We start from the raw sequence: 22,565 nt of genomic DNA, 5'->3' as shown, positions 1-22,565 counted from the left end.
TGTGGTGACGAGGGCCCCTGCCGGTGGTGGGGGCCCTCGGGCTTTTCGGGCGCGCGGGCTTTCGGCCCGCGCGCCCGTGGGCCTTCCCGGGTGTGGGGTGGTCAGCCGCGGGTGGCGGTGCGGCGGGTGAGGAGGTAGCCGCCGATGAGGGCGATGGCGTAGAAGGCGGCGTCGAGGGGGCGGAGGTCGTCGCGCCAGGTGGTGAGGGTGTCGTTCAGGAGGCCGTGGGGGGTGGGGGCCTCGGGGTGGACGCGGCGGAGGTGTTCGATCAGTTGGCCGAGGAGGAGGGCGCCGGCGGCGAGGAGGGCGCCGAGTGGGGGGAGTAAGCGGCCCTGGCCGCCGAGGCGGCCGAGCGGGAGGGCGACCAGGCCGGCGGGGGCGATGGCCAGCCAGCCGAGGCTGTCGGCGGCGCGCAGGGGAGCGCTGCCGTAGGCGAGGCCGCCGAGGAGCATGGCGAGCAGGGCCAGGGCCACGGCCAGGGCGGTGCGGCGGCGGGGGACGGGGCGGGGGGCGGGTTCGGCGGGTTCGAATCCGGGGACGTGGGCGCCGGGCATGCCGGGGGCGATGTAGCCCTCGGGGGCGGCCGGGAGCGGGGCGACCGAGTAGTGCTGGGCGGTGCGCGGCCGGGTCGATGGGCCGTCAGTGCCCGGTGCGGGTGCGGTCATGGGCGTCGAATCCCCCCGGAAAGACGATGAGCTGCCGAACGGTAGCAGTGACCGGGGCAGATCTTGGCGAGTTTTCGATCACAGATCGGGCACGGAGCGCCGCACCCGTTCCGGTTCGTCCCGGCTTGTGGTGGGGGGTGGGTGGTCGAGGGCCCCCGGGACAGGGGATGATGGAGGCTTGGGCGTTCGGGACCCAGGTCGGGCCGACGCGCCGTCACCACGACCGCCGGCAGCACATGGGGGAACGTTCCGAATGACCCAGGCGCAGGGTTCCACCGGCCGCCTCCTGGCGGGCCGCTACCGCCTGAACGGCGTGCTCGGGCGCGGTGGCATGGGTACGGTCTGGCGCGCCGAGGACGAGATGCTGGGCCGGACCGTCGCGGTCAAGGAACTGCGGATGAACGCCAGCGTCGACGAGGAGGAGAAGCACCGGCTGATCACCCGGACGCTGCGCGAGGCGAAGGCGACCGCGCGGATCCGGCACAGCTCGGCGGTGACGGTCTTCGACGTGGTCGACGAGGACGACCGGCCGTGGATCGTCATGGAGCTGGTCGAGTCCCGCTCGCTGGCCGACGTGGTGCGGGAGGACGGGCCGCTGTCGCCCGGCCGGGCCGCGGAGATCGCGCTGGACGTGCTGGGTGTGCTGAGCGCGGCGCACGCGCTGGGCATCCTGCACCGGGACGTCAAGCCGTCCAACGTGCTGATCGGCGAGGACGGCCGGGTGGTGCTCACCGACTTCGGCATCGCCAGTGTGGAGGGCGACGCCTCGGTCACCTCGACCGGGATGCTGGTCGGCGCGCCCTCGTACATCTCGCCGGAGCGGGCCCGCGGGCAGAAGCCCGGGCCGCCGGCCGACCTGTGGTCGCTGGGCGGCACGCTGTACGCGATGGTCGAGGGACGGCCGCCGTACGACCGGGGTTCGGCGCTGGCCACGCTGACCGCGGTGATGACCGAGGACCTGGTCGCGCCGGTGAACGCAGGGCCGCTGCTGCCGGTGATCGAGGGGCTGCTGGCGAAGGACCCGGCCGAGCGGCTGGACGCCTCGCAGACCCGGTCGATGCTCAAGCGGGTGGTCGCGGAGTCGACCTCGCGGGCCGAGTCGACCACCGAGCACGCGGTGCCGTTGGAGAAGCCGGTCGAGGTTCCGGAGCCCGCGGAGAAGGAGAAGGAGAAGGAGCCGGAGCAGGCCGGGGACGGCCGCAAGCGCCCCGTGGGCGGGCTGCTGGGGACGGTCCGGGTCGGTAGCCGGGCACAGGACGGGGAACCCGCCGAGAAGCCGTCGGAGGACCCGGAGCCGGAGTCGATCCGTCCGGTGACCAGCGCGTGGACGATGGGTGCGACCCAGGCGGCCGGGGCCGATCCGCGCACCGGCCGGCGGCGGCTGGCCATCGCCACCGTGATCGTGGTGCTGCTGCTGATCGCGGGCGTGGTGGCGGTGATCCGGATGGTCGGCAACGGGGACGCCGGGTCGGGCGGCGGGGCCACGCGGAGCGCGGGGGCCACCGCGCCGGTGGTGGCCGGTACGGAGCCGGTGGCGAGCGAACCCGCGCCGGCACCCGCCCAGCCGACCCCGGCGCCGGCCCAACCGACCGGTGACCCGGCCGCGGTGCCGGACGCGCCCGTGCAGTCCGCCGGTTCGCCGGCGGCTCCCGCGCAGCCCCCGGCGCCGGCCCAGCCCGCGCCGGCGCAGCCCGCACCGGCGGGGGTGCCGGCCGGGTACCACGAGTACAAGGACCCGAGCGGCTTCTCGGTCGTGCTGCCGGACGGACTGCAGCCGACCGGGTCGGACGCCAACCGGCGGATCTTCAAGAACGCGGCCGACGGCAGCCAGCTGCGGATCGAGTGGACCACGTCGCCGGGGGCGAGCGCGGTCGCGGACTGGCAGGAGTCGGAGCCGAACGTCCGCGGTCAGGTCAGCAACTACCAGCGGCTGAACCTGGCGGCGATCACCTACCGGCAGTGGTCCAACGCGGCGGACTGGGAGTGGACCAACGGCACGCCGAAGACGCACTCGCTCAACCGCGGCTTCGTGACCGGCACCCCGGCCAAGTACGGGTACTCGATCTACTGGATCGTCCCGGACACCGAGTGGGCCGCGCAGGCCCCGGTCCGGGACGTCGTGTTCAACAGCTTCCAGCCGGCGCCCTAGGGCCGGTCGACGACGGGCCCTAGCCGATCAGGCGCTGCTTGGCGCGGGTGAACTCGTCCTCGGTGAGGGCGCCGGAGCCGCGCAGGGCGGCCAGCCGTTCCAGCTGGCCGATCAGCTGTTCGCCGGTGGTGTCCGCGGCCGGTGCGGTGGGGAGGGCCTTCGGGGTGTTGCGGGCGCTCCGGGCGGCGGCCCGGAGCTGTTCGGCGAAGAAGTCGGCCTTGACCACGTCCTCGAAGCGGTGCGAGCCGGTGAGCGCCACCACCATGAGCACTTCGCCGTTGAGCTTGGTACGGGTCACGGTGACGTCGGTGACGGCGGCGAGCGGAACCGGGACCGGCGGCTTCCCGTCCTTCAGGAAGAGCAGTCGATGGGTGGTCAGCACCAGCACTCCCTTGCGGAAGTGGTCGGGGTGGCGCCCGGCGGTCGAGGCGACCGGCTTCTCGCCGTCGATGACGTTCGCCTCGACGTCGCGGACCGCCTCGGCGCGGTTGGCCCTGCTGTTTCCGGACGCCTCGAAGGCGGTGTCGATCAGATCGGTCCAGTCCATGGGATCGAGCCTAAGGGAGCCGCTCAGTAGGCTGGTCGGCGAGCGAGAGGAACTGGCATGCGAGGCGGCCCCGGGTTGTTGCTGGCGGGGCGGTACCGGCTGACGGACCGTCCCGAACCGCTGCGCGCCCACGCGGTGGACGAGCGGACCGGTGAGTCGGTGCTGCTGAGTGCCCTGGAACTGCCGGGGGTGCTGACGGTGGGCCAGGATCCGGACGAGGCCGCCGCCGCGCGGGCGGACCGGCTGGTGCGGCGGGTGGCGGCGGTCGGTTCGACCGCGCCGGTCGCGCACCCGCGGCTGCTGCGCGGGGTCGGCGCGTTCGTCGAGGACGACCTGCTGTGGACGGTGGAGGAGCGGCCGGCCGGGTGGACGGTGGCCGAGCTGCTCGCCGAGGGGCCGCTGCCGCCGTACCGGGCGGCCGAGTTGGCGGCGGACCTGGCCGGGGCCCTGCGGGCGCTGCACGCGGCCGGGCTGACCCACGGCGCCCTGACCGCGGAGTCGGTGCTGGTCTGCGAGGACGGCGCGGCGATGCTCGGCGGGCTGCTCGCCGGGGTGGCGGAGGAGGCGTTGGCCGAGGAGCTCGGCGGGCCGGGCGGGCGGCAGCGGTACGAGGTGCGGGCCACCCTGGTCGGCCCGGTGGCGGAGCGCTGGCCGTTGGACGGCGGCCCGGCGGGCGACTGCTGGGCGCTCGGGGTGCTGACGCAGCGACTGGTCACCGGCCGTGCGCCGTACCCGGAGCGGGACGTGCCGGAGTTGGTGACGGCCGTACGGGACGGGCGGCGGGAGCCCTCGGTGGTGTGCGGGCCGCTCGGGCCGCTGGTGGAGCGGCTGCTGCAGCCCGATCCGGTGCGGCGGCCGACGGCGGAGGCGGTGCGCGGGGAGCTGGCGGAGCTGTTGGCGGGGGCACCGGAGCCGGTCGACGAGGAGCGGGCGGCGGCGGTCGTGGCGCTGGACCAGGCGGCGCCGGCGGTGCCGCGGCAGCCGCGGGTGCGGGGCGGGAGGGCCGGGCGCTCCGGTGCGCGGGGGAGTGCCCGAAAGGGCGGTGACGGCGGGGACTTCGGGGCAGGAAACGGGGCGAAGCCGCCCCGGATACCCCCCTCCCTGTTGGGGCCGCTGCTGGTGGGCGGGGTGTTTGTGCTGCTCGCGCTGGGAATTGTCGCGGTGGTGCTGTTCGCGGGCTGACGATCCGCTCGGATTCCGGTCTTGCGGTCCAGGGGGTGGGCGTGATTACCGGGGGCGGCAAGGTGCGCCTAATGTGTGCGTGGGATTTGTTCGAACAGTGGTCTGCACCAGGCCCTCCGTCGCGGTGACGGCAGGCGGAATGTGTGGGGGAGCGGGCGCAGATGGGCGTGCAGGACCGGCCGGAGGCGGCCGAGGCGGAGCGGTTGCTGGCCGGGCGGTACGAGCTCGGCGAGCGGCTCGGCCGGGGCGGCATGGGCACCGTCTGGCGGGCCTGGGACCGGATGCTCGACCGGGAGGTCGCGGTCAAGGAGCTGACCGTCAACCACCTGCCCGAGGAGGACCTGCAGATCCTGCACACCCGGATGAAGCGCGAGGCCAGCGCGGCCGCGCGGATCAAGCACCCCGGCGTGATCACCGTGCACGACGTGCTGGAGCAGGACGGCCGGCCGTGGATCGTGATGGAGCTGGTCGACGGCCGCTCGCTGGCCGACGTGATCAGCCAGGACGGCACCCTGCAGCCGCGCGCCGCCGCCGAGGTCGGCAGCCAGGTGCTGGCGGCGCTGCACCGCGGCCACCAGCTGGGCGTGCTGCACCGGGACGTGAAGCCGGCCAACGTGCTGCTGGAGCGCGGCACCGGGCGGGTGGTGCTGCTGGACTTCGGCATCGCGAAGTACGAGGGCTCGACCGAGCTGACCCGGCCGGGCGACCTGGTCGGCTCGCCGGACTACCTGGCGCCCGAGCGGGCCCAGGGCGAGCGGCCCGGGCCGGCCTCGGACCTGTGGGGCCTCGGGGCGACGCTGTACGCGGCGGTCGAGGGCCAGTCCCCGTTCCGGCGGGACTCGCCGATCACCACGCTCGCCGCGGTGGTGGACGAGCCGCTGCCGGAGTCGCGGCGGGCCGGGCCGCTGGGCCCGGTGCTGGCCGCGCTGATGGCCAAGGACCCGGCGGAGCGGCCGACCGCGGACGAGGTGGCCCGGATGCTGGCCGAGGTTCAGGCCGGGCACACGATGGGCCTGAAGTCGGTGGCGTCGGTGCGCACGCCCACCCAGTCGGTGCCGGTGGTGGACCGCAGCGAGGGGCCGACGCCCGCCGCGGAGCCGGTCGAGGGCTCCGAGGAGCCGACCGAACCGAAGGCCCCCGCCCCCGCCCCCGCCGAACCGGACACCACCGGGGGCGCGCAGGACGTGGCCCGGGCGCACACCGCGCCCGTCGCGCCGGTGCCGCACCCATACGCGCCCGCGCGCGGACCGGCCAAGCGCCGCAACCTGCTGAAGATCGTCGGCATAGCCGTGGGCGTCGGTCTGCTGGCCGCCGCGGGCACCTTCCTCGTCACCCGGCACGTGGTGGGCGGCGGCGGCCTTGTCGAGGACCCGACGCCCACCGCGGTCGAGTCCACCGGGCCCGAGCCCACCAGCGACGCGTCCCCCGCGGTGGTGCCGCCCAACGGCTACCACTGGGTCGACGACCCGGCCGGCTTCCGCTTCCCGCTGCCGAACGGGACCCCGTCCTGGCAGCGGATCAGCTCCGGGGACAACCAGATCTACTACACCCCCGACGGCAAGGTGCACTACCTCCAGTTCGCCGTCACCGTCGGCCAGTCGGTCAAGCCGCTGGAGCACATGCGGCAGATGGAGGCCAGCCTCTCCAAGTCGCTCAAGGACTACAAGCAGCACCGGATGGCCGGCACGGCGGTGAAGGGCCAGGAGGCGGCGGTCTGGGAGTTCAGCTACGCGGCCAAGGAGGGCGGCCGCCGGCGCGCGATCGAGACCGAGTTCATCGGCCAGGACGGCACCAGCTACGCGATCTACTCGTCCAGCCCGGAGAAGGGCAGCGAGTGGAACGAGGCCGAGCAGCGCTTCTACGCGGTGCTCAACAGCTTCACCCCGATCCGCTGACCGGGCCGGGCGGTGCCCGCTTTCGCCCGACTGGGGCAGATTCTTGTTACCGACGGGTACCGGACCGGCCGCCGAGCGCCTAGGCTGCGCCGTATGTCGGACCTCACAGCAGATGCAGTGGCCACCGAACACCCCGGCGCCGGCAACCCGGCGGCCCCCGGCGGCGGCCGGACCGTCACCGCGGCCGTTCCGCGGTCCCTGGTCGCCAGGCTGGCCGCCGGCGTCACCGCCACCGGCGAACCCGACCTGGTGGAGACCGTCGCCCCGCTGACCGGCGAACGGCTGGCCAGCCTGCCGCGGTCGACCCCGGCCGACGTCGAGGTCGCCTTCCAGCTGGCCCGCCGCGCCCAGGCCGCCTGGGCCGCGCTGCCGGTGCGCCGCCGGGCCGCCGTCCTGCTGCGCTTCCACGACCTGCTGCTCCGGCGGCAGGACGAGGTGCTGGACCTCATCCAGGCGGAGACCGGCAAGGCCCGGCTGCACGCCTTCGAGGAGGTGCTGGCCGTCGCCATGGCCGCCCGGCACTACGGACGGGCCGCGCACGGCTACCTCAAGGACAAGCGGCGCGGCGGCGCGCTGCCGGTGCTCACCCACGCCGTCGAGGCCCGCCGCCCCAAGGGCGTGGTCGGCCACATCTCGCCGTGGAACTACCCGCTGGAGCTGTCCATCGGCGACGCCCTGCCCGCCTTCGCGGCCGGCAACGCGGTGGTCAACAAGCCCGACACCCAGACCGCGCTGACCGCGCTGTGGGCCCGGGAGCTGCTGGTCGAGGCCGGGCTGCCGGCCGACCTGTGGCAGATCGTGATCGGCGACGGACCGGTGATCGGCCCCGCCGTGGTGGAGCACGCCGACTACGTCTCGTTCACCGGCTCCACCCGCACCGGCCGCGACGTCGCCCAGCGCGCCGCCGCCCGGCTGGTCGGCGCCTCGCTCGAACTCGGCGGCAAGAACGCCATGCTGGTGCTCGCCGACGCCGACCTCGACGCGGCCGCCGCGGGCGCCGTCCGGGCCTGCTTCTCCTCCGCCGGACAGCTGTGCATCTCGATCGAGCGGCTGCTGGTGCACCGCTCGGTGGCCGACGAGTTCCTGGAGCGCTTCGCCGCCCGCACCCGGGCGCTGCGCCTGGGCGGCGGCCTCGCGTACGGCGCGGACATGGGCTCGCTGGTCTCCGCCCGTCAGCTGGAGACCACCACCCGGCACGTGGACGAGGCGGTCAAGGCGGGCGCCACCGTGGTGGCCGGCGGGCGCGCCCGGCCGGACCTCGGACCGTTCTTCTTCGAGCCGACCATCCTCGACGGCGTCACCCCGGACATGGCGGTCTGCGCCGAGGAGACCTTCGGGCCGGTCGTCTCCCTCTACCGTTTCGACACCGACGAGGAGGCGGTCGCCGCCGCCAACTCCACGCCGTACGGACTGAACTCCAGCGTCTGGACCAGGGACCTGCGGCGCGGCCGGACGGTCGCGGCCCGGCTGCGCACCGGCACGGTCAACGTCAACGAGGCCTACGCCGCCGCGTACGGCTCGGTCGGCTCGCCGATGGGCGGCATGGGCGACTCCGGGCTGGGTCGCCGGCACGGCGCCGAGGGCATCCTGCGCTTCACCGAGGCACAGACCATCGCGACCCAGCGGCTGGTGCCGCTCGCGCCCTCGTTCGGCCTGGACGACAAGCAGTTCGCCGCCGTGATGACCGGCGGGCTGCGGGCGCTCAAGGCGCTGCGCTTCAAGTAGGACCCGACCGCGAACCGGGCCCCGCCGGACCGGTGGGGCCCGGTTCGCGGCACCCACAGGCAGGTTCACCCGGCGAAGGAGCGGTGGCAGATGGTGCAGTCCGGCGGTGCGGCGGAGTTCGACTACGACGTGGTGGTAGTCGGGTCCGGCTTCGGCGGTTCGGTCGCGGCCCTGCGGCTGACCGAGAAGGGCTACCGGGTCGCCGTCCTGGAGGCCGGGCGGCGCTTCGACCGGGACGAACTGCCCAAGAACTCCTGGGACCTGCCGAACTACCTGTGGGCGCCGCAGCTCGGGCTGTACGGCATCCAGCGCATCCACCTGCTGGCCAACGTGCTGATCCTGGCCGGCGCCGGGGTCGGCGGCGGCTCGCTAAACTACGCCAACACGCTGTACGTGCCGCCGAAGGCCTTCTTCGAGGACCGGCAGTGGCGCCACATCACCGACTGGCAGCAGGAGTTGGCGCCGTTCTACGACCAGGCGCAGCGGATGCTCGGGGTCCGGCTCAACCCGACCCTCACCCCCTCGGACGTCCACCTCAAGGCGGCCGCCGAGCGGATGGGCGTCGGCGACACCTTCCACATGGCGCCGGTCGGGGTCTTCTTCGGCGACGGCGGGGACGCCGGGGGCAGTGCCAAGGCGGCGCCCGGCGGCGAGGTCGCCGACCCGTACTTCGGCGGCGCCGGCCCGGCCCGCAAGGCCTGTGTGGAGTGCGGCGAGTGCATGACCGGCTGCCGGCACGGCGCCAAGAACATGCTCACCGAGAACTACCTCCACCTGGCCGAGAAGGGCGGCGCGCAGATCCACCCGCTGACCACGGTGGCCCGGATCCGGGAGATCGGCGGGGCCGACGGGAGCCGCGGCTACGCGGTGGACGTGCGCCGTACCGACGCGCGCTCGAAGACCGACCGGGTGAAGGCGGGCGCGCGGACGATCACCGCGGCCCGGGTGGTCGTCGCGGCCGGCACCTACGGCACCCAGTCGCTGCTGCACCGGATGCGGGACGGCGGCCACCTGCCCCGGATCTCGGCGCGGCTGGGCGAGCTGACCCGCACCAACTCCGAGGCCCTGGTGGGCGCGCAGACCACCGACCGGCGCTACGGCACCAAGGCGGACTTCACCAAGGGCGTGGCGATCACCTCCTCGATCCATCCGGACTCCAACACCCACATCGAGCCGGTCCGCTACGGCAAGGGCTCCAACGCGATGGGCGCGCTGTCCATCGCCCAGGTCAAGGGCGGCGGAACGATTCCGCGCTGGCTGCGCTACCTGGCGAACTCGGCGCTCCACCCGTTGACCTTCGCCCGTTCGATGGACCAGCGCCGCTGGTCCGAGAGGACGATCATCGGCCTGGTGATGCAGTCGCTGGACAACTCGATCACCGTCTCGCTGAAGAAGGGCCCGCTCGGCAAGGCCCGGCTCACCTCCACCCAGGGCCACGGCGAACCCAACCCGACCTGGATCCCGGCGGCCGAGCGGGGCGCCCAGGCGCTGGCCGACGAGATCAACGGCTTCGCCGGCGGCACCGTCGGCGAGATCTTCGACATCCCGATGACGGCGCACTTCCTGGGTGGCTGCCCGATCGGCGACGCCCCCGAGACCGGCGTGGTGGACCCGTACCACCGGCTGTACGGCTACCCCGGGATCAGCGTGGTGGACGGTTCGGCCGTCTCCGCCAACCTGGGCGTCAACCCCTCGCTCACCATCACTGCGCAGGCCGAGCGCGCCCTGTCGATGTGGCCGAACAAGGGCGAGGCGGACCCGCGCCCGGCCCAGGGCGAGGAGTACCGGCGGGTCGCGGCGGTCGCGCCGGTGCGGCCGGCCGTGCCGGAGGGCGCGTTCGGCGCGCTGCGGCTGCCGCTGCTGCCCGTCCCGGAGGTCCCGAAGAAGCGCGACTGAACCCGTCCGGCGGGCCAATCCGCCTGCCCCGGTTCCCGGTTGACATCCGTTCGGGTCCGATGGGATAAACGGGCTCCCTGGGGCCGCCAGGGACTCGTCGATCGGGGGGAGCGCGGGCCATGGCCAACTGCGCATCGTGCGGCGCGACTTCGCAGGAGGGGGCGGTCGTCTGCGGTTCGTGCGGGCGGCCGTCGGCGCCGCCGCCCCCGCCCCCGCCGGCGGACGCCCCGCCCGCCGCACCGCCCGTCCCGCCCTCGTACGGTCCGCCGCCCGGTGCCCCCGGGTACCCGCCGCCGCCGCCCGTCGCCGGGCCGCCCGCGGTGGGCAGCTGGGGCGGCGGGAACCCGTACGAGCCGCAGCGCGGGCCCTCGCCGGTGATGCGCTGGCTCACCGGATCGGACTGGCGCCCGGCGCTCCGGGCCGCGATCGCCCCGACCGGCGTGCTGCTCGTGGCGGCGCTGATCACGGCTGTCCCGAGCGGCTACGACTACGACGCGTTCATCGCCTCGCCCGGCTACGGCGACCGGTTCGGCGCGGCGCTGGCGATGACGCTGAACGCCTTCGGCGCGCCGTTCCGGCTGACCGGGCACCCCGCGTCCAGCCGCGACACCCTGGACGACCTGGAGCTCGCGTTCCGGGTGCTGCCGATGACCGTCACCGTGCTCTGGGCGCTGGCGCTCTGGCTCGGCCTGCGGGCCGGGGCCCGCGGGCGCAAGGCGGTCGGCGCCCAGCTGACCCGCGGCCAGGCCGGTGGCGAAGCGCTGCGCACCGCCGTGGTGCTGGCCGGGGTGACGCTGCTGATCGGGCTGGTCGGAGGGACGACCTGGCAGCCGGCGGACCGGTTCGACGACGAGTCCGGCTACCCCCTGCGGAGCACCGGCATGAGCTTCGGCGCGGACTCGGGCTGGCTGGAGGCGGTCGGGTGGACGGCCCTGCTGGCCGCCGCACTGGCCTTCGCCGTCCACGGCACCGACGCCCTGCGCTGGGCGGCCTGGCGCAACCGGTCGGTGCGCGGCTGGGCGGTGGCCGCGCTCACGGCGGGCCAGGCGCTGGCGCTGGCGGTCGGGCTGGCCGCGCTGGTGGCCTTCGTGCTGGTCGCGGCGAACAGCAAGGAGGGCGTGGAGACGGCGGTCTCGCTCGCGTTCCTGCCCAACCTGGGCCTCCTCCTGCTCGGTTTCGGCTCGGGGTCGACCTGGCGGGTGCACTCCGGGCTGTCCGGCCAGGGCGAGAGCTGGGGCGACCGCAGCAGCGACGCGGAGATCTCCTTCTTCGACCTGCACGACGCGGCCGCCGACTGGCGCTGGTGCGGCCTGCTGGCGCTCGCCGCGGCGGGCCTGCTCGGCTGGTCCGCGTACCGGCGCCGGCTGGACGCGGCCGACCGGCTCCGGCTGGCGGCCGTGTACGGGGTGGCGCTCACCGTGCTGATGACGGTGGCCGGTGCGCAGATGACCAGGACGATGTCGATGCGGGGCTGGACCTCCTCGGCCCGCGTGGACATGTCCCAGGAGACCGCGGTCGGCCTGGTGTTCCTCAGCGTGCTGCTGGCCAACCTGGTCTGGTCGGTGGTCGGCGCGGTGCTGGTGCCGCCGCTGCTGGCGGCCGTCCGCGGCCGGGGTGTGGGCGCGCCGCAGACCGCGGTGCCGTACGCCGAGTCGCCGTTCGCCTCCGCCCAGGGCGTTGGAGCCCAGGGCGCCGGCGTGCAGGGTGCCGGAGCCCGGGCCGGCGGGCCGTACGCGGAGGTGCCGCCGCAGGTGCCGTACGCGACACCGGGGGCGCCGGTGGTGCCGGGCCACGGCGTGCCGCCGCAGTCCGGCGGGCCGAGCGAGGTGCTGGACTCGCACCCGGCGCCGCCCGCTCCGGCCGGCGGGACGTCGGCGCCCGGCGCGGTGCCGCCGCCCCCGGGCCAGGAGCCGGTCGACCCGAGCGTCTGGCGCGAGCACCCCTGACTTCGGGCACCCCTGACTCCGGGCGCCCCCGAAAAGGGCAAAGGGCCCCGCGGGGGAACGGGGCCCTTTGTCGTTCAGCACTCGGCGTCAGGGCCGCGCCGGTGCTGCGGTGACGGCGCCGGGGGAGGAGCGCCGTCGTGTCGGTTGGCTTCGGGGTGCGCCATGAGGCTCCGGCGTGGGTGGCCGGTCGCGCGGGGCGCGGACGTCCGTGGGCGGCGGCTCGGTGCGCAGGTCTGCGCCGGGCCCGTGCTCACGGAGTGTGAACGGTAAACCGTTGCCGCCTCCCTGCGGCGCGGCTGCGGAGAACGCCGTCGCGGGCCTCCTCGGCGAGCCGTGAGACGCCGGGAGAACCGCTTACAACGAGCATCGTGCTGGACGAGGGGCTCGCTCTGCAACCGGTTCGGCACAGTTCGGCACAGAGCATTTCCCGTCGAGCCCGCCGCTGATGATCACGGTGAGTAGCGGTTCGGGTGGTTGTGGCGCACGGGGACGCGCGTAGCGGCGCTGGGCGGGAGGGGGAGTGCGCCCGGGCGCGCACCGGATCGGACCGGGGGTGTGACGGCCGGTCCCGGGCGTCCCCGGACCCCGGCCGTCCCACCTCTCGGCCCAGTCGCGGCCGGGTTCGCTGTCCCCTGCTGGCCGGCCGCGGCACCCGCGCACGGTCCCACGGAGCCGTGCGCCCGGCGGGCCGGGCGGCGGCACCACGTGCGCCGGTGGACTGGGGTGGAGCTCCACGCGTGGTCCTGCTGCCGTACGGCGGTGCCCCCGCGGGGGCGGCGGCGCGTCTGGCGGACGCGGCGCGGCCGTACGTTCGTCAGAAGCAACGAACCGCCGCCCCGTGCGGTCACGGTCCATTGGACGTGCAGACGAGTGAAACCGGACAGCCCGGTAGAATCGGTGTCCAGACACCCCACACCGTCCGCCGCAGCCGCAGCCCCGCCGGGGAGGCGGCCACGCGCGACACCTCGATACCGCTGCCGGAAGGCCGTCCGTGTCCTCTGCAATTCCCGTCCAGTCCGCGCCGGACAACGACCCCGTCCTGGTGGTCGACTTCGGCGCCCAGTACGCCCAGCTCATCGCCCGTCGGGTGCGTGAGGCGCGGGTCTACAGCGAGATCGTGCCGAGCAGCATGCCGGTCGCCGAGATGCTCGCCAAGAACCCCAAGGCGATCATCCTCTCCGGTGGCCCGTCGTCGGTCTACGAAGAGGGCGCGCCGCAGATCGACCGCTCGATCTTCGAGGCCGGTGTCCCGGTCTTCGGCATGTGCTACGGCTTCCAGCTGATGGCCAAGAGCCTCGGCGGCACCGTCGACAACAACGGCGCCCGCGAGTACGGCCGCACCCCGCTGACCGTCTCCCGCACCGGCTCCACCCTGTTCGAGGGCGTCCCGGCGCAGCACTCGGTGTGGATGTCGCACGGCGACGCCTGCTCCGCCGCCCCGGAGGGCTTCACCGTCACCGCCTCCACCGACCTGGTCCCGGTCGCGGCCTTCGAGAACGACGAGGCCCGGCTCTACGGCGTCCAGTACCACCCCGAGGTGCTGCACTCCGACCACGGCCAGCAGGTCCTGGAGCACTTCCTCTACCGCGGCGCCGGCATCGCCCCGACCTGGACCACCGGCAGCGTGGTCGACGAGCAGATCGCCCTGATCCGCGAGCAGGTCGGCAACAAGCGCGCGATCTGCGGCCTGTCCGGCGGCGTGGACTCCGCGGTCGCGGCCGCCCTGGTCAACAAGGCCATCGGCGACCGGCTGACCTGCGTCTACGTCGACCACGGCCTGATGCGCAAGGGCGAGACCGAGCAGGTCGAGAAGGACTTCGTGGCCGCCACCGGCGTCCAGCTGAAGGTCGTCGACGCCTCCGAGCGCTTCCTGAACGCGCTGAAGGGGGTCACCGACCCCGAGGAGAAGCGCAAGATCATCGGCCGGGAGTTCATCCGGGTCTTCGAGCAGGCCCAGGCCGAGATCGTCGCCGAGGCCGGCGAGCAGGGCGAGTCGGTCGACTTCCTGGTCCAGGGCACCCTGTACCCGGACGTGGTGGAGTCCGGCGGCGGCACCGGCACCGCCAACATCAAGTCCCACCACAACGTCGGCGGCCTGCCCGAGGACCTCCAGTTCCAGCTGGTCGAGCCGCTGCGCAAGCTGTTCAAGGACGAGGTCCGGATGGTCGGCCAGGAGCTGGGCCTGCCGGAGGAGATCGTCCAGCGCCAGCCGTTCCCGGGCCCGGGCCTGGGCATCCGGATCGTCGGCGAGGTCACCAAGGAGCGCCTGGACCTGCTCCGCGACGCCGACGCGATCGCCCGCGAGGAGCTGACCGCGGCCGGTCTGGACCGCGAGATCTGGCAGTGCCCGGTCGTGCTGCTCGCCGACGTCCGCAGCGTGGGCGTGCAGGGCGACGGCCGCACCTACGGCCACCCGATCGTGCTGCGCCCGGTCTCGTCCGAGGACGCCATGACCGCCGACTGGTCGCGCCTGCCGTACGACGTGCTGGCGAAGATCTCCACCCGGATCACCAACGAGGTCCGCGACGTGAACCGCGTCGTCGTCGACGTCACCAGCAAGCCGCCGGGCACCATCGAGTGGGAGTAGCACTCCCACCGGCCGCCGGGACGTTTGCTCGTCCCGAGGCCGATGCCTGAACGGCCGCGCCGTCGTTCCCGTAACGGAGGGAGCGACGGCGCGGCCGTTTGCGGTGCGGGCGCCGCTCGTCGGGAGGGACCTCCCACCGAAAGCGGCCGGGAGCGGGCAGAATGCGGACCGGACCTGTCAGGCGGTGGCAGGCGGCGAGGGAAGGTGTGAGGGATGTCGGAGGCCAGCAACCCGGTGCCGGCAGGCGGGGGAGCGGCCGGTCCGGCCGCCCGGGCGGCGCAGCTGAGGGCGCTCGCGTCCAGGTACGCGCTGCTGCCGCTGCGGCTCTTCCTCGGTGTCACCTTCGTCTACGCCGCCCTCGACAAGCTCTCCGACGCCCACTTCCTGGCCGGGGCGGGCGACCCGGCGTCCTTCGTCTCGCAGACCCAGGCCGCCAAGGCGGGCGGCAGCCCGATCTCCTTCCTGCTCGGCCCCGCCCTCGGCCACCCGACCCTGTTCGCGCTCGCCGTGGCCTTCGGCGAGCTGGCGGTGGGCCTCGGCACCCTGCTCGGCCTCTGGGGCCGGGTCGCCGCGCTCGGCGGCGCGCTGCTCAACCTCAGCCTGTGGCTGACGGTCAGCTGGAGCGTCTCGCCGTACTACCTCGGCAACGACCTGGCCTACCTGATGGCCTGGACCCCGCTGCTGCTGGCCGGCACGCCGGACCTGTCGGTGGACGGCTACCTGGCCCGCCGGGCCGCGCGGGACCGTGAGCGCGGGCTGGGCGAGGACCACGTCAAGCGCCGGGCCCTGGTGGACGGCGGGATCGCGGCCGTCGCGATCGGCGGGGCCGGGCTGCTCACCGGCTCGCTGACCCGTACCTTCGGCCGGGACGAGTCGGCCGCCTCCACGCAGTCGGCGGCCTCCGCGCAGTCGGCGGCCCCGGTCGCCGAAGCGCCGGCCCCCGGCGCCGCGGTCCCGAACGCCCCGGCACAGGCCCCCGCGGTGCCCGCCGCGAGCGTGCCGGTCGGCGGCGCGGCCCAGGTCAAGGACCCGACCACCGGGGACGCCGTCTACATCGTGCAGCCCAAGGCCGGCCAGTACTGCGCCTTCTCCGCGGTGTGCACCCACTCCGGCTGCGCCGTGGACGCGCCGAAGAACGGCCAGCTGTACTGCCCCTGCCACGGCTCCCGGTTCGACGCCGCGACCGGTGCGGTGGTCAACGGGCCGGCGGTCAAGCCGCTGCCCAAGTACGCCGTCAGCAAGAACGGGGACCAGCTGACCCTGGGCCCGCAGCAGAGCTGAGGACCCGGGGCCGGGCGGGCGCGCTCAGGGCGCTCCGGGGGCGGTCACTCCTCGCGGTCGGGCCGGCCGCGCCGGGCCACCGCCGCGACCGCGCCGGCCAGGCCGCCGACGCCGAGCACGATGAAGGCGACGGGGATGACGATCCGCCCGTTCACCGACCGGTCGTTGAGCGCCGCGACCAGGTAGACCACGGCGATCACGGTGAACAGCGCACCCGCGATCAGCGAGAACAGGTCGAGCCGGTGCTTCCTCACTGCTGGACCACCTTGATGTTGCCGAGCCCGAGTCCGAGTTCGAGATTGACGGTGCCCTTGGCCGGCTGCCCGTTGGCAGGGCCGATCAGGTAGGTGTGCCGTCCGGTGCTGTCGCTCTGCTCGCCGGGGACGGAGACGTTGCCCAGCCCGACCCTGGCCACCACGTTCACCGTCACGTCGTCCGGCACGGTGACGGTGATGTCGCCGACGCCGAGGTCGACCTTGGTGGCGAGGGTGGCCCCGGCCGGGTCGACCGCGGACAGGTCCAGGTTGAGCTTCCCGGCGCCCAGGTTGTACCGGTCGTGCAGGTCGGCCGCCGAGGCGACGGTCCACTCGCGGTCGCCGACGGCGTTGCGCATGGAGTCCGGCGCGTGGCCGACGAAGGCCAGCGCCAGGGTGAGCAGCATGCCGGTCACCGCCAGCCGGCGGGCCCGGCCGAACTTCGCGCCGACCAGCAGGGTCAGGCCCACCACCAGCAGCGCGGTGGCCAGCATCGTCGCGCCCAGCACGGTGGGGTTGTGGCGGTCGGTGGAGGCGGCCCAGACCGTGGCGCCGGCGCCGACCGCCAGCAGGAAGCCGAAGAAGCCGAGCGCCGAGCGCTCCCGGGGGTGCCGCACGGCGGCGGGCGCGGGGCGGCGCCGGCCGTTCTCCTTGCGCAGCGGGTCGCCCTCGGGCAGGTCGGCGCGCTGCCACCAGGGCTGGGCCGGGCCGCCGACCGGGGGCACGGGGGTGCCGTACGGCGGGGTCGGGCCGGCCGGGGAGGCGCCCCCGTACGGGTTGCGCTCGGGGTGGCGCGGGTCCCACAGGTAGCCGCCGGGGCCGGGGGCCGGGCCGTCGGGCCGGGCGGCCTCGTCCTGCTCCGGCCGCGGCCAGCGGTAGGCCCCGGTGCCGTCGGCGCCCGCGGCGCCGCCGGTGACCCCGCTGCCCTCCTGCCCGGGGAAGTGGCGGTCGTACGGGCCGCCGCGGCGGCGCTCGCGCCCCCGGCCCCGGCCCCGGCGGCGCTCCGGGTCGTAGCGCACCGCGAGGAAGACCAGGGCGGCGAGCAGCAGCAGCGGGAACATCTGTTCCCCGTCGCCCATCGAGGAGAAGAACACCCCGGTGCCGATCACCGTCAGCAGTACCGCGCCGACCGACTGGCCGTCCACCCGCCCGGTGAGCACCCGCTGGAGCTCCGTGCGCCCGCCGCGGCCCTTGGGCTCGCCGTCGGTCGGGACGATCAGCCAGGCCAGGCCGTACAGGAACAGCCCGAGGCCGCCGGAGAGGCAGAGCACCACCGTGACGATCCGGAACACCACCGGGTCGATGTCCAGGTGCCGGCCGAGGCCGCCGCAGACGCCGGCCACCACGCGGTGGTGCTCGGCCCGGGTCAGTGGCGGGCGGTCCGGTTCCGGCGGGGCGGCGGGCCCGGCCTCCTCGATGCGGGGGTCCTCGGTCATGGGCACCATCCTTCCGGCAGGGGACGGCCCGGCCCAACCGGGTCGATCCCTGTCCGTACCCTGACTTGTCCCTGATACGGGATGGGGACACACCCTGATGCGCCCGCGGGCGCCCGCGTGGAACCATCGGTGGCGTGGCAGCCCCCGGTACCGATCCCCGAACCATCGCCCCCGACGCCGCGCCGTCGGCCGGCGCCGACCCGAGTGCGCCCGACGGCGGTCGGCCGCCCTACCGGCGGCTCTACCGCAGCCCGCGGGGGCGGATGCTCGGCGGTGTCGCGCACGGCCTGGCGGTGCACCTCGGGCTGCCGGTGCGGTGGGTGCGGATCGCCTTCGTCGTGCTGTTCTTCGCGCAGGGGATCGGCGCGCTGCTGTACGCCGCGTTCTGGTTCGTGGTGCCGATCGGCATCGGCGAGCCCTCGCAGCGCGGCGGCGCCCAGTGGGTGTACGTCAACGGGGCGTTCGTCCCGGCCTCGCCCGGGGTGCAGGGCGGGCTGCTGAACAAGGGCGGCCAGGCCACCGGCTGGGTGGGCCGGATGCGCCGGCTGCTCCAGCACACCCTGCAGGGCGAGCCGGTGACCGCCCCCGTGGAGGGGGAGGAGGCCGGGCCGGCCGGCAAGGCCGGGCAGGGCGGCCTCGGCCAGCTCGCCGCCCTGGTGATGACCGTGATCGGCGTGATCGCGCTGCTCAACGTGCTCGGCTGGCAGACCGCCAAGCCGTACACCTGGCCGCTGCTGGCGATCGGCGTCGGCGTGGCGCTGGTCTGGCGGCAGGCCGACGACTCGCGCTGGCAGCGCTGGTTCGGCATCGAGGAGGGCGAGAAGCGGCGCGGCGCCTACACCCGGGTCGGCGCGGGCGTGCTGCTCGCGGTGGCCGGCACCATCGCGCTGCTCGCCATGCAGGGCAGCGGCTCCACACTCGGCTCGGTGATCGAGGCCTCGCTCGCGGTGCTGGTCGGCGTGCTGGTGCTGCTCGGCCCGTACGGCCTGCGGCTCTGGCAGGACCTCGGGGCCGAGCGCACCGCCCGCATCCGCGCCCAGGAGCGGGCCGAGATCGCCGCGCACATCCACGACTCCGTGCTGCACACCCTGACCCTGATCCAGCGCAGGGCCGAGGACCCCAAGGAGGTGCTGCGGCTGGCGCGCTCGCAGGAGCGCGAGCTGCGGCTGTGGCTGTACCGCCCGGAGGCCGCGGCGGAGGCCGCGCCGGACACCATGGCGGAGACCCTGCGGGCCGCCGTCGCCGAGGTCGAGGACCGGCACGGCGTCCAGGTCGAGCTGGTGATCGTCGGCGACTGCCCGATGGACGAGAGGATCGCGGCACAGATGCAGGCCGCGAGGGAGGCGACCGTCAACGCGGCCAAGTACGGTGGCGGGGGACCGGTCCAGGTCTACGCCGAGGTGGAGGGGAGGACGGTGTCGGTGTTCGTCCGCGACCACGGCCCCGGCTTCGACCCCGACACGGTGCCCGAGGACCGGATGGGCGTACGGGAGTCGATCATCGGCCGGATGAAGCGCAACGGCGGCACCGCTCGGGTGCGGCCGGCGGCGGGCGGCGGTACCGAGGTCGAGCTGGAGATGGAGAGAACGGATGACTGAGGCAGCTCCGATGGGGGTACCCGCAGCCGAAGGCCGGGGGAGGACCGCGCGGGTCGTACTGGTGGACGACCACCGGATGTTCCGGACGGGGGTCAGGGCCGAGATCGGCCGTACCGAGGTGACCGGCATCGACGTGGTCGGCGAGGCCGACGACGTGGACTCGGCGGTCCGCGTGGTCGCCGAGACCAGGCCGGACGTGGTGCTGCTCGACGTCCACCTGCCGGGCGGCGGCGGCGTCGAGGTGCTGCGCCGCTCGGTCGGCGTGATGGGGGAGCAGGGAGGGGTGAAGTTCCTGGCGCTGTCGGTGTCGGACGCCGCCGAGGACGTCATCGGCGTCATCCGCGGCGGCGCGCGCGGCTACGTCACCAAGACCATCACCGGCACCGACCTGGTGAACGCGGTCTTCCGGATCGCCGACGGCGACGCGGTGTTCTCGCCCCGGCTGGCCGGCTTCGTGCTGGACGCCTTCGCCGCCACCGACACCCCGCCGGTGGACGAGGACCTGGACCGGCTCACCCAGCGCGAGCGCGAGGTCCTGCGGCTGATCGCCCGCGGCTACGCCTACAAGGAGATCGCCAAGCAGCTCTTCATCTCGGTGAAGACGGTCGAGAGCCACGTCTCCGCCGTGCTGCGCAAGCTCCAGCTGAGCAACCGCCACGAGCTGACCCGCTGGGCCACCGCCCGTCGCCTGGTCTGACAGGTCCCGGAGCCGAAGCCCGCCCGCCCCGGATCCTCCGGGGCGGGCGGGCTTGTCGGCGGGTGGCCATAGACTCGATGTGCCATGAGTAGCCTCTTTGACGACCTTCCGCTCCCCGGTTTCGAGGCCCCCGCCGCCGGGTCGAAGCAGCCCGCCGCTCCCGTGGACGAGGAGCCCCCGCCGTACGAGGACGACCTTCCGTACGACGCGTACGAGGAGGCCATCCCGGACGGGCTGTTCCAGACCGACCACGCCGCCGAGACGGAGCGGGACGCCTGGTACCGCAACGGCGCCGCCCGGGCGGTGATCGACCCGGCGCAACTGCTGGAGGGGATGAACGACCCGCAGCGCGAGGCGGTGCTGCACGCGGGCTCCCCGCTGCTGATCGTGGCCGGCGCCGGCTCGGGCAAGACCCGGGTGCTGACCCACCGGATCGCCCACCTGCTGGGCGCCCGCGGCGTGCAGCCGGGGGAGATCCTGGCGATCACCTTCACCAACAAGGCGGCCGGCGAGATGCGCGAGCGCGTCGAGGCGCTGGTCGGCCCGCGCGCCCGGGCGATGTGGGTCTCCACCTTCCACAGCGCCTGCGTGCGCATCCTGCGCCGCGAGTCCAAGCAGCTGGGCTTCACCTCCAGCTTCTCGATCTACGACTCGGCCGACTCGCAGCGGCTGATGTCGCTGGTCTGCCGCGACCTCGACCTGGACCCGAAGCAGTTCCCGCCGAAGTCCTTCACCGCGAAGATCAGCAACCTCAAGAACGAGCTGATCGACGAGGAGACCTTCGCCGACCAGGCCGCCAACCCGATGGAGAAGAAGCTCGCCGAGGCGTACGCGCTCTACCAGCGGCGGCTGCGCGAGGCCAACGCGCTGGACTTCGACGACATCATCATGACGACGGTGAACCTGCTGCAGGCCTTCCCCGACGTCGCCGAGCACTACCGGCGCCGGTTCCGGCACATCCTGGTCGACGAGTACCAGGACACCAACCACGCCCAGTACATGCTCGTCCGGGAGCTGAGCGGCGGATCCGTCGCGGCCGCGCCGAAGCGCACCGCGGACGGGGACTTCGTGAACCCGGCGGCCGCGCACCTCGCCGAGGTGCCGCCGGCCGAGCTGTGCGTGGTCGGTGACGCGGACCAGTCGATCTACGCCTTCCGCGGCGCGACGATCCGCAACATCCTCCAGTTCGAGGAGGACTACCCGAACGCGACCACGATCCTGCTGGAGCAGAACTACCGCTCCACCCAGACGATCCTGAGCGCCGCCAACGCCGTCATCGAGCGCAACGCCAACCGCCGCGAGAAGAAGCTGTGGACGGCCGGGGACCACGGCGAGAAGGTCGTCGGCTACGTCGCGGACGACGAGCACGGCGAGGCCCAGTTCATCGCCGACGAGATCGACCGGCTCACCGACAAGGGTGAGGCCAAGCCCGGCGACGTCGCGATCTTCTACCGGACCAACGCCCAGTCCCGCGTGTTCGAGGAGGTGTTCATCCGGGTCGGCCTGCCGTACAAGGTGGTCGGCGGGGTGCGCTTCTACGAGCGCAAGGAGGTCCGGGACGTCCTGGCGTACCTGCGGGTGCTCTCCAACCCCGAGGACACCGTGCCGCTGCGCCGGATCCTCAACGTGCCCAAGCGAGGCATCGGCGAGCGGGCCGAGGCGATGATCGACGCGCTCGCCGCGCGGGAGCGGATCTCCTTCGCCCAGGCGCTGGTGCGGGTCGACGAGGCGTACGGGATGGCCGCGCGCTCGGCCAACGCCGTCAAGAAGTTCAACACCCTGATGGCCGGGCTGCGCCAGGTGGTCGAGTCGGGCGCGGGCCCGGCGGCGGTGCTGGAGGCCGTCCTGGAGGAGACCGGCTACCTGGCCGAGCTCCAGGCGTCGACGGACCCGCAGGACGAGACCCGGGTGGAGAACCTCCAGGAGCTCGCCTCCGTCGCCCTGGAGTACGAGCAGGACCCGGGCGAGCGTCCGGACGCCGGGGAGGAGGGCACGCCGCCGGTCGGCTCGCTGGCCGACTTCCTGGAGCGGGTCGCGCTGGTCGCCGACTCCGACCAGATCCCGGACGAGGACGAGGACGGGCAGGGCGTCATCACGATGATGACCCTGCACACCGCCAAGGGCCTGGAGTTCCCGGTGGTCTTCCTGACCGGCATGGAGGACGGGATCTTCCCGCACATGCGGGCGCTCAACCAGGTCAAGGAGCTGGAGGAGGAGCGCCGGCTCGCGTACGTCGGCCTCACCCGGGCCCGCGAGCGGCTGTACCTGACCCGCTCGGTGCTGCGCAGCGCCTGGGGGCAGCCGGCCTACAACCCGGCCTCGCGCTTCCTGGAGGAGATCCCGGAGGCGCTGGTGGAGTGGAAGCGCACCGGGGCGGCCCAGGCGCCGGTCCAGCGCGGCTACTCCTCGGGCGCGTCCTGGGGCAAGTCCTCGTCCGGCGGCGGGAGTTCGCGCTCCTCGTCGTCGTCGGCGGCGTCGCCCAAGGCCGGCTGGGGGCAGTCGGCGCGGCGCGGCGGCCAGATGGTGGAGCGCGAGGCCGTCTCGCTCGCGGTCGGCGACCGGGTCACCCACGACAGCTTCGGGCTGGGCACCGTGGTGGCCGTCACGGGCGTCGGCGACCGGGCGCAGGCCACCGTCGACTTCGGCACCGACGGGCGCAAGCAGCTGCTGCTGCGCTACGCGCCGGTCGAGAAGCTGTAGGGCGTCC

General features: G+C 74.3%; 15 protein-coding genes and 1 pseudogene. 12 read left to right on the top strand and 4 right to left on the bottom strand.

Translation table 11 applies throughout. From position 1 onward, the window contains the following. Positions 1-101: 101 nt before the first annotated feature. Positions 102-665 carry a hypothetical protein gene (locus ACGF13_RS00570; RefSeq protein ID WP_392867256.1) on the bottom strand — a complete coding sequence of 188 codons (564 nt, stop codon included), beginning with the start codon at positions 663-665 and terminating at the stop codon, positions 102-104. Positions 666-918: 253 nt separating this feature from the next. Between ACGF13_RS00570 and ACGF13_RS00565 the strand changes: the two genes are divergently transcribed. Continuing rightward, the gene (locus tag ACGF13_RS00565; RefSeq protein WP_392867254.1) at positions 919-2,814 is read left to right on the top strand and encodes a serine/threonine-protein kinase; all 1,896 of its coding nucleotides are present in this window, start codon (positions 919-921) and stop codon (positions 2,812-2,814) included. A gap of 19 nt (positions 2,815-2,833) precedes the next feature. Here ACGF13_RS00565 and ACGF13_RS00560 read toward each other — a convergent pair whose 3' ends face one another. Beyond that, positions 2,834-3,361 carry an SHOCT domain-containing protein gene (locus tag ACGF13_RS00560; RefSeq protein ID WP_392867251.1) on the bottom strand — a complete coding sequence of 176 codons (528 nt, stop codon included), beginning with the start codon at positions 3,359-3,361 and terminating at the stop codon, positions 2,834-2,836. 57 nt (positions 3,362-3,418) lie between these two features. Between ACGF13_RS00560 and ACGF13_RS00555 the strand changes: the two genes are divergently transcribed. From ACGF13_RS00555 to ACGF13_RS00520, 8 genes and pseudogenes are all read left to right on the top strand, one after another. After that, positions 3,419-4,543, top strand: coding sequence for a protein kinase (locus ACGF13_RS00555; RefSeq protein WP_392867248.1), 1,125 nt, complete (start codon positions 3,419-3,421; stop codon positions 4,541-4,543). A 161-nt stretch (positions 4,544-4,704) separates the two neighbouring features. After that, the gene (locus tag ACGF13_RS00550) at positions 4,705-6,438 is read left to right on the top strand and encodes a serine/threonine-protein kinase (protein ID WP_392867245.1); all 1,734 of its coding nucleotides are present in this window, start codon (positions 4,705-4,707) and stop codon (positions 6,436-6,438) included. Positions 6,439-6,531: 93 nt separating this feature from the next. Then, complete coding sequence (locus tag ACGF13_RS00545) at positions 6,532-8,163, top strand: succinic semialdehyde dehydrogenase (protein ID WP_392867242.1); 1,632 nt, start codon at positions 6,532-6,534, stop codon at positions 8,161-8,163. A 90-nt stretch (positions 8,164-8,253) separates the two neighbouring features. Next, positions 8,254-10,059 (top strand): GMC oxidoreductase, encoded by a 1,806-nt coding sequence (locus ACGF13_RS00540; protein WP_392867240.1) that lies wholly within the window; start codon positions 8,254-8,256, stop codon positions 10,057-10,059. A 119-nt stretch (positions 10,060-10,178) separates the two neighbouring features. Further along, complete coding sequence (locus ACGF13_RS00535; protein ID WP_392867237.1) at positions 10,179-12,005, top strand: hypothetical protein; 1,827 nt, start codon at positions 10,179-10,181, stop codon at positions 12,003-12,005. 991 nt (positions 12,006-12,996) lie between these two features. Next, positions 12,997-14,592 (top strand): glutamine-hydrolyzing GMP synthase, encoded by a 1,596-nt coding sequence (gene guaA / locus ACGF13_RS00530; protein ID WP_392867234.1) that lies wholly within the window; start codon positions 12,997-12,999, stop codon positions 14,590-14,592. A gap of 213 nt (positions 14,593-14,805) precedes the next feature. After that, a pseudogene (locus tag ACGF13_RS00525) lies at positions 14,806-15,333 on the top strand (DoxX family membrane protein); the annotation flags it as partial. A gap of 48 nt (positions 15,334-15,381) precedes the next feature. Then, entirely contained in the window at positions 15,382-15,873 is a 492-nt protein-coding gene (locus ACGF13_RS00520; RefSeq protein ID WP_392868746.1) for a ubiquinol-cytochrome c reductase iron-sulfur subunit, read from the top strand. A gap of 44 nt (positions 15,874-15,917) precedes the next feature. On the opposite strand, the gene ACGF13_RS00515 is transcribed toward ACGF13_RS00520, so the two are convergent. Together ACGF13_RS00515 and ACGF13_RS00510 are read right to left on the bottom strand one after the other, a co-directional pair. Next, positions 15,918-16,127: a hypothetical protein gene (locus ACGF13_RS00515; protein ID WP_392867231.1), complete on the bottom strand. Its 210-nt coding sequence runs from the start codon at positions 16,125-16,127 to the stop codon at positions 15,918-15,920. Next, positions 16,124-17,563 (bottom strand): PspC domain-containing protein, encoded by a 1,440-nt coding sequence (locus tag ACGF13_RS00510; protein WP_392867228.1) that lies wholly within the window; start codon positions 17,561-17,563, stop codon positions 16,124-16,126. The genes ACGF13_RS00515 and ACGF13_RS00510 overlap by 4 nt, the downstream gene beginning before the upstream one ends. A gap of 263 nt (positions 17,564-17,826) precedes the next feature. Here ACGF13_RS00510 and ACGF13_RS00505 point away from each other — a divergent pair, with 263 nt between their 5' ends. The 3 genes from ACGF13_RS00505 (at position 17,827) to pcrA (ending at position 22,558) form a co-directional block, all read left to right on the top strand. After that, the gene (locus ACGF13_RS00505; RefSeq protein ID WP_392868745.1) at positions 17,827-19,161 is read left to right on the top strand and encodes a PspC domain-containing protein; all 1,335 of its coding nucleotides are present in this window, start codon (positions 17,827-17,829) and stop codon (positions 19,159-19,161) included. After that, positions 19,154-19,858 (top strand): LuxR C-terminal-related transcriptional regulator, encoded by a 705-nt coding sequence (locus tag ACGF13_RS00500; RefSeq protein ID WP_392867225.1) that lies wholly within the window; start codon positions 19,154-19,156, stop codon positions 19,856-19,858. Before ACGF13_RS00505 ends, ACGF13_RS00500 begins: the two co-directional genes overlap by 8 nt. Before the next feature lie 84 nt (positions 19,859-19,942). Then, positions 19,943-22,558, top strand: a complete 2,616-nt coding sequence (pcrA, locus tag ACGF13_RS00495) for a DNA helicase PcrA (protein WP_392867223.1) — start codon at positions 19,943-19,945, stop codon at positions 22,556-22,558. Positions 22,559-22,565 lie beyond the last annotated feature (7 nt).

This window comes from Kitasatospora sp. NPDC048286, assembly GCF_043201735.1.
Taxonomy (GTDB): Bacteria; Actinomycetota; Actinomycetes; order Streptomycetales; family Streptomycetaceae; genus Kitasatospora.
The sequence above is the reverse complement of the archived record's forward strand: the minus strand, read 5'-3'. Positions and strand labels throughout refer to the sequence as shown.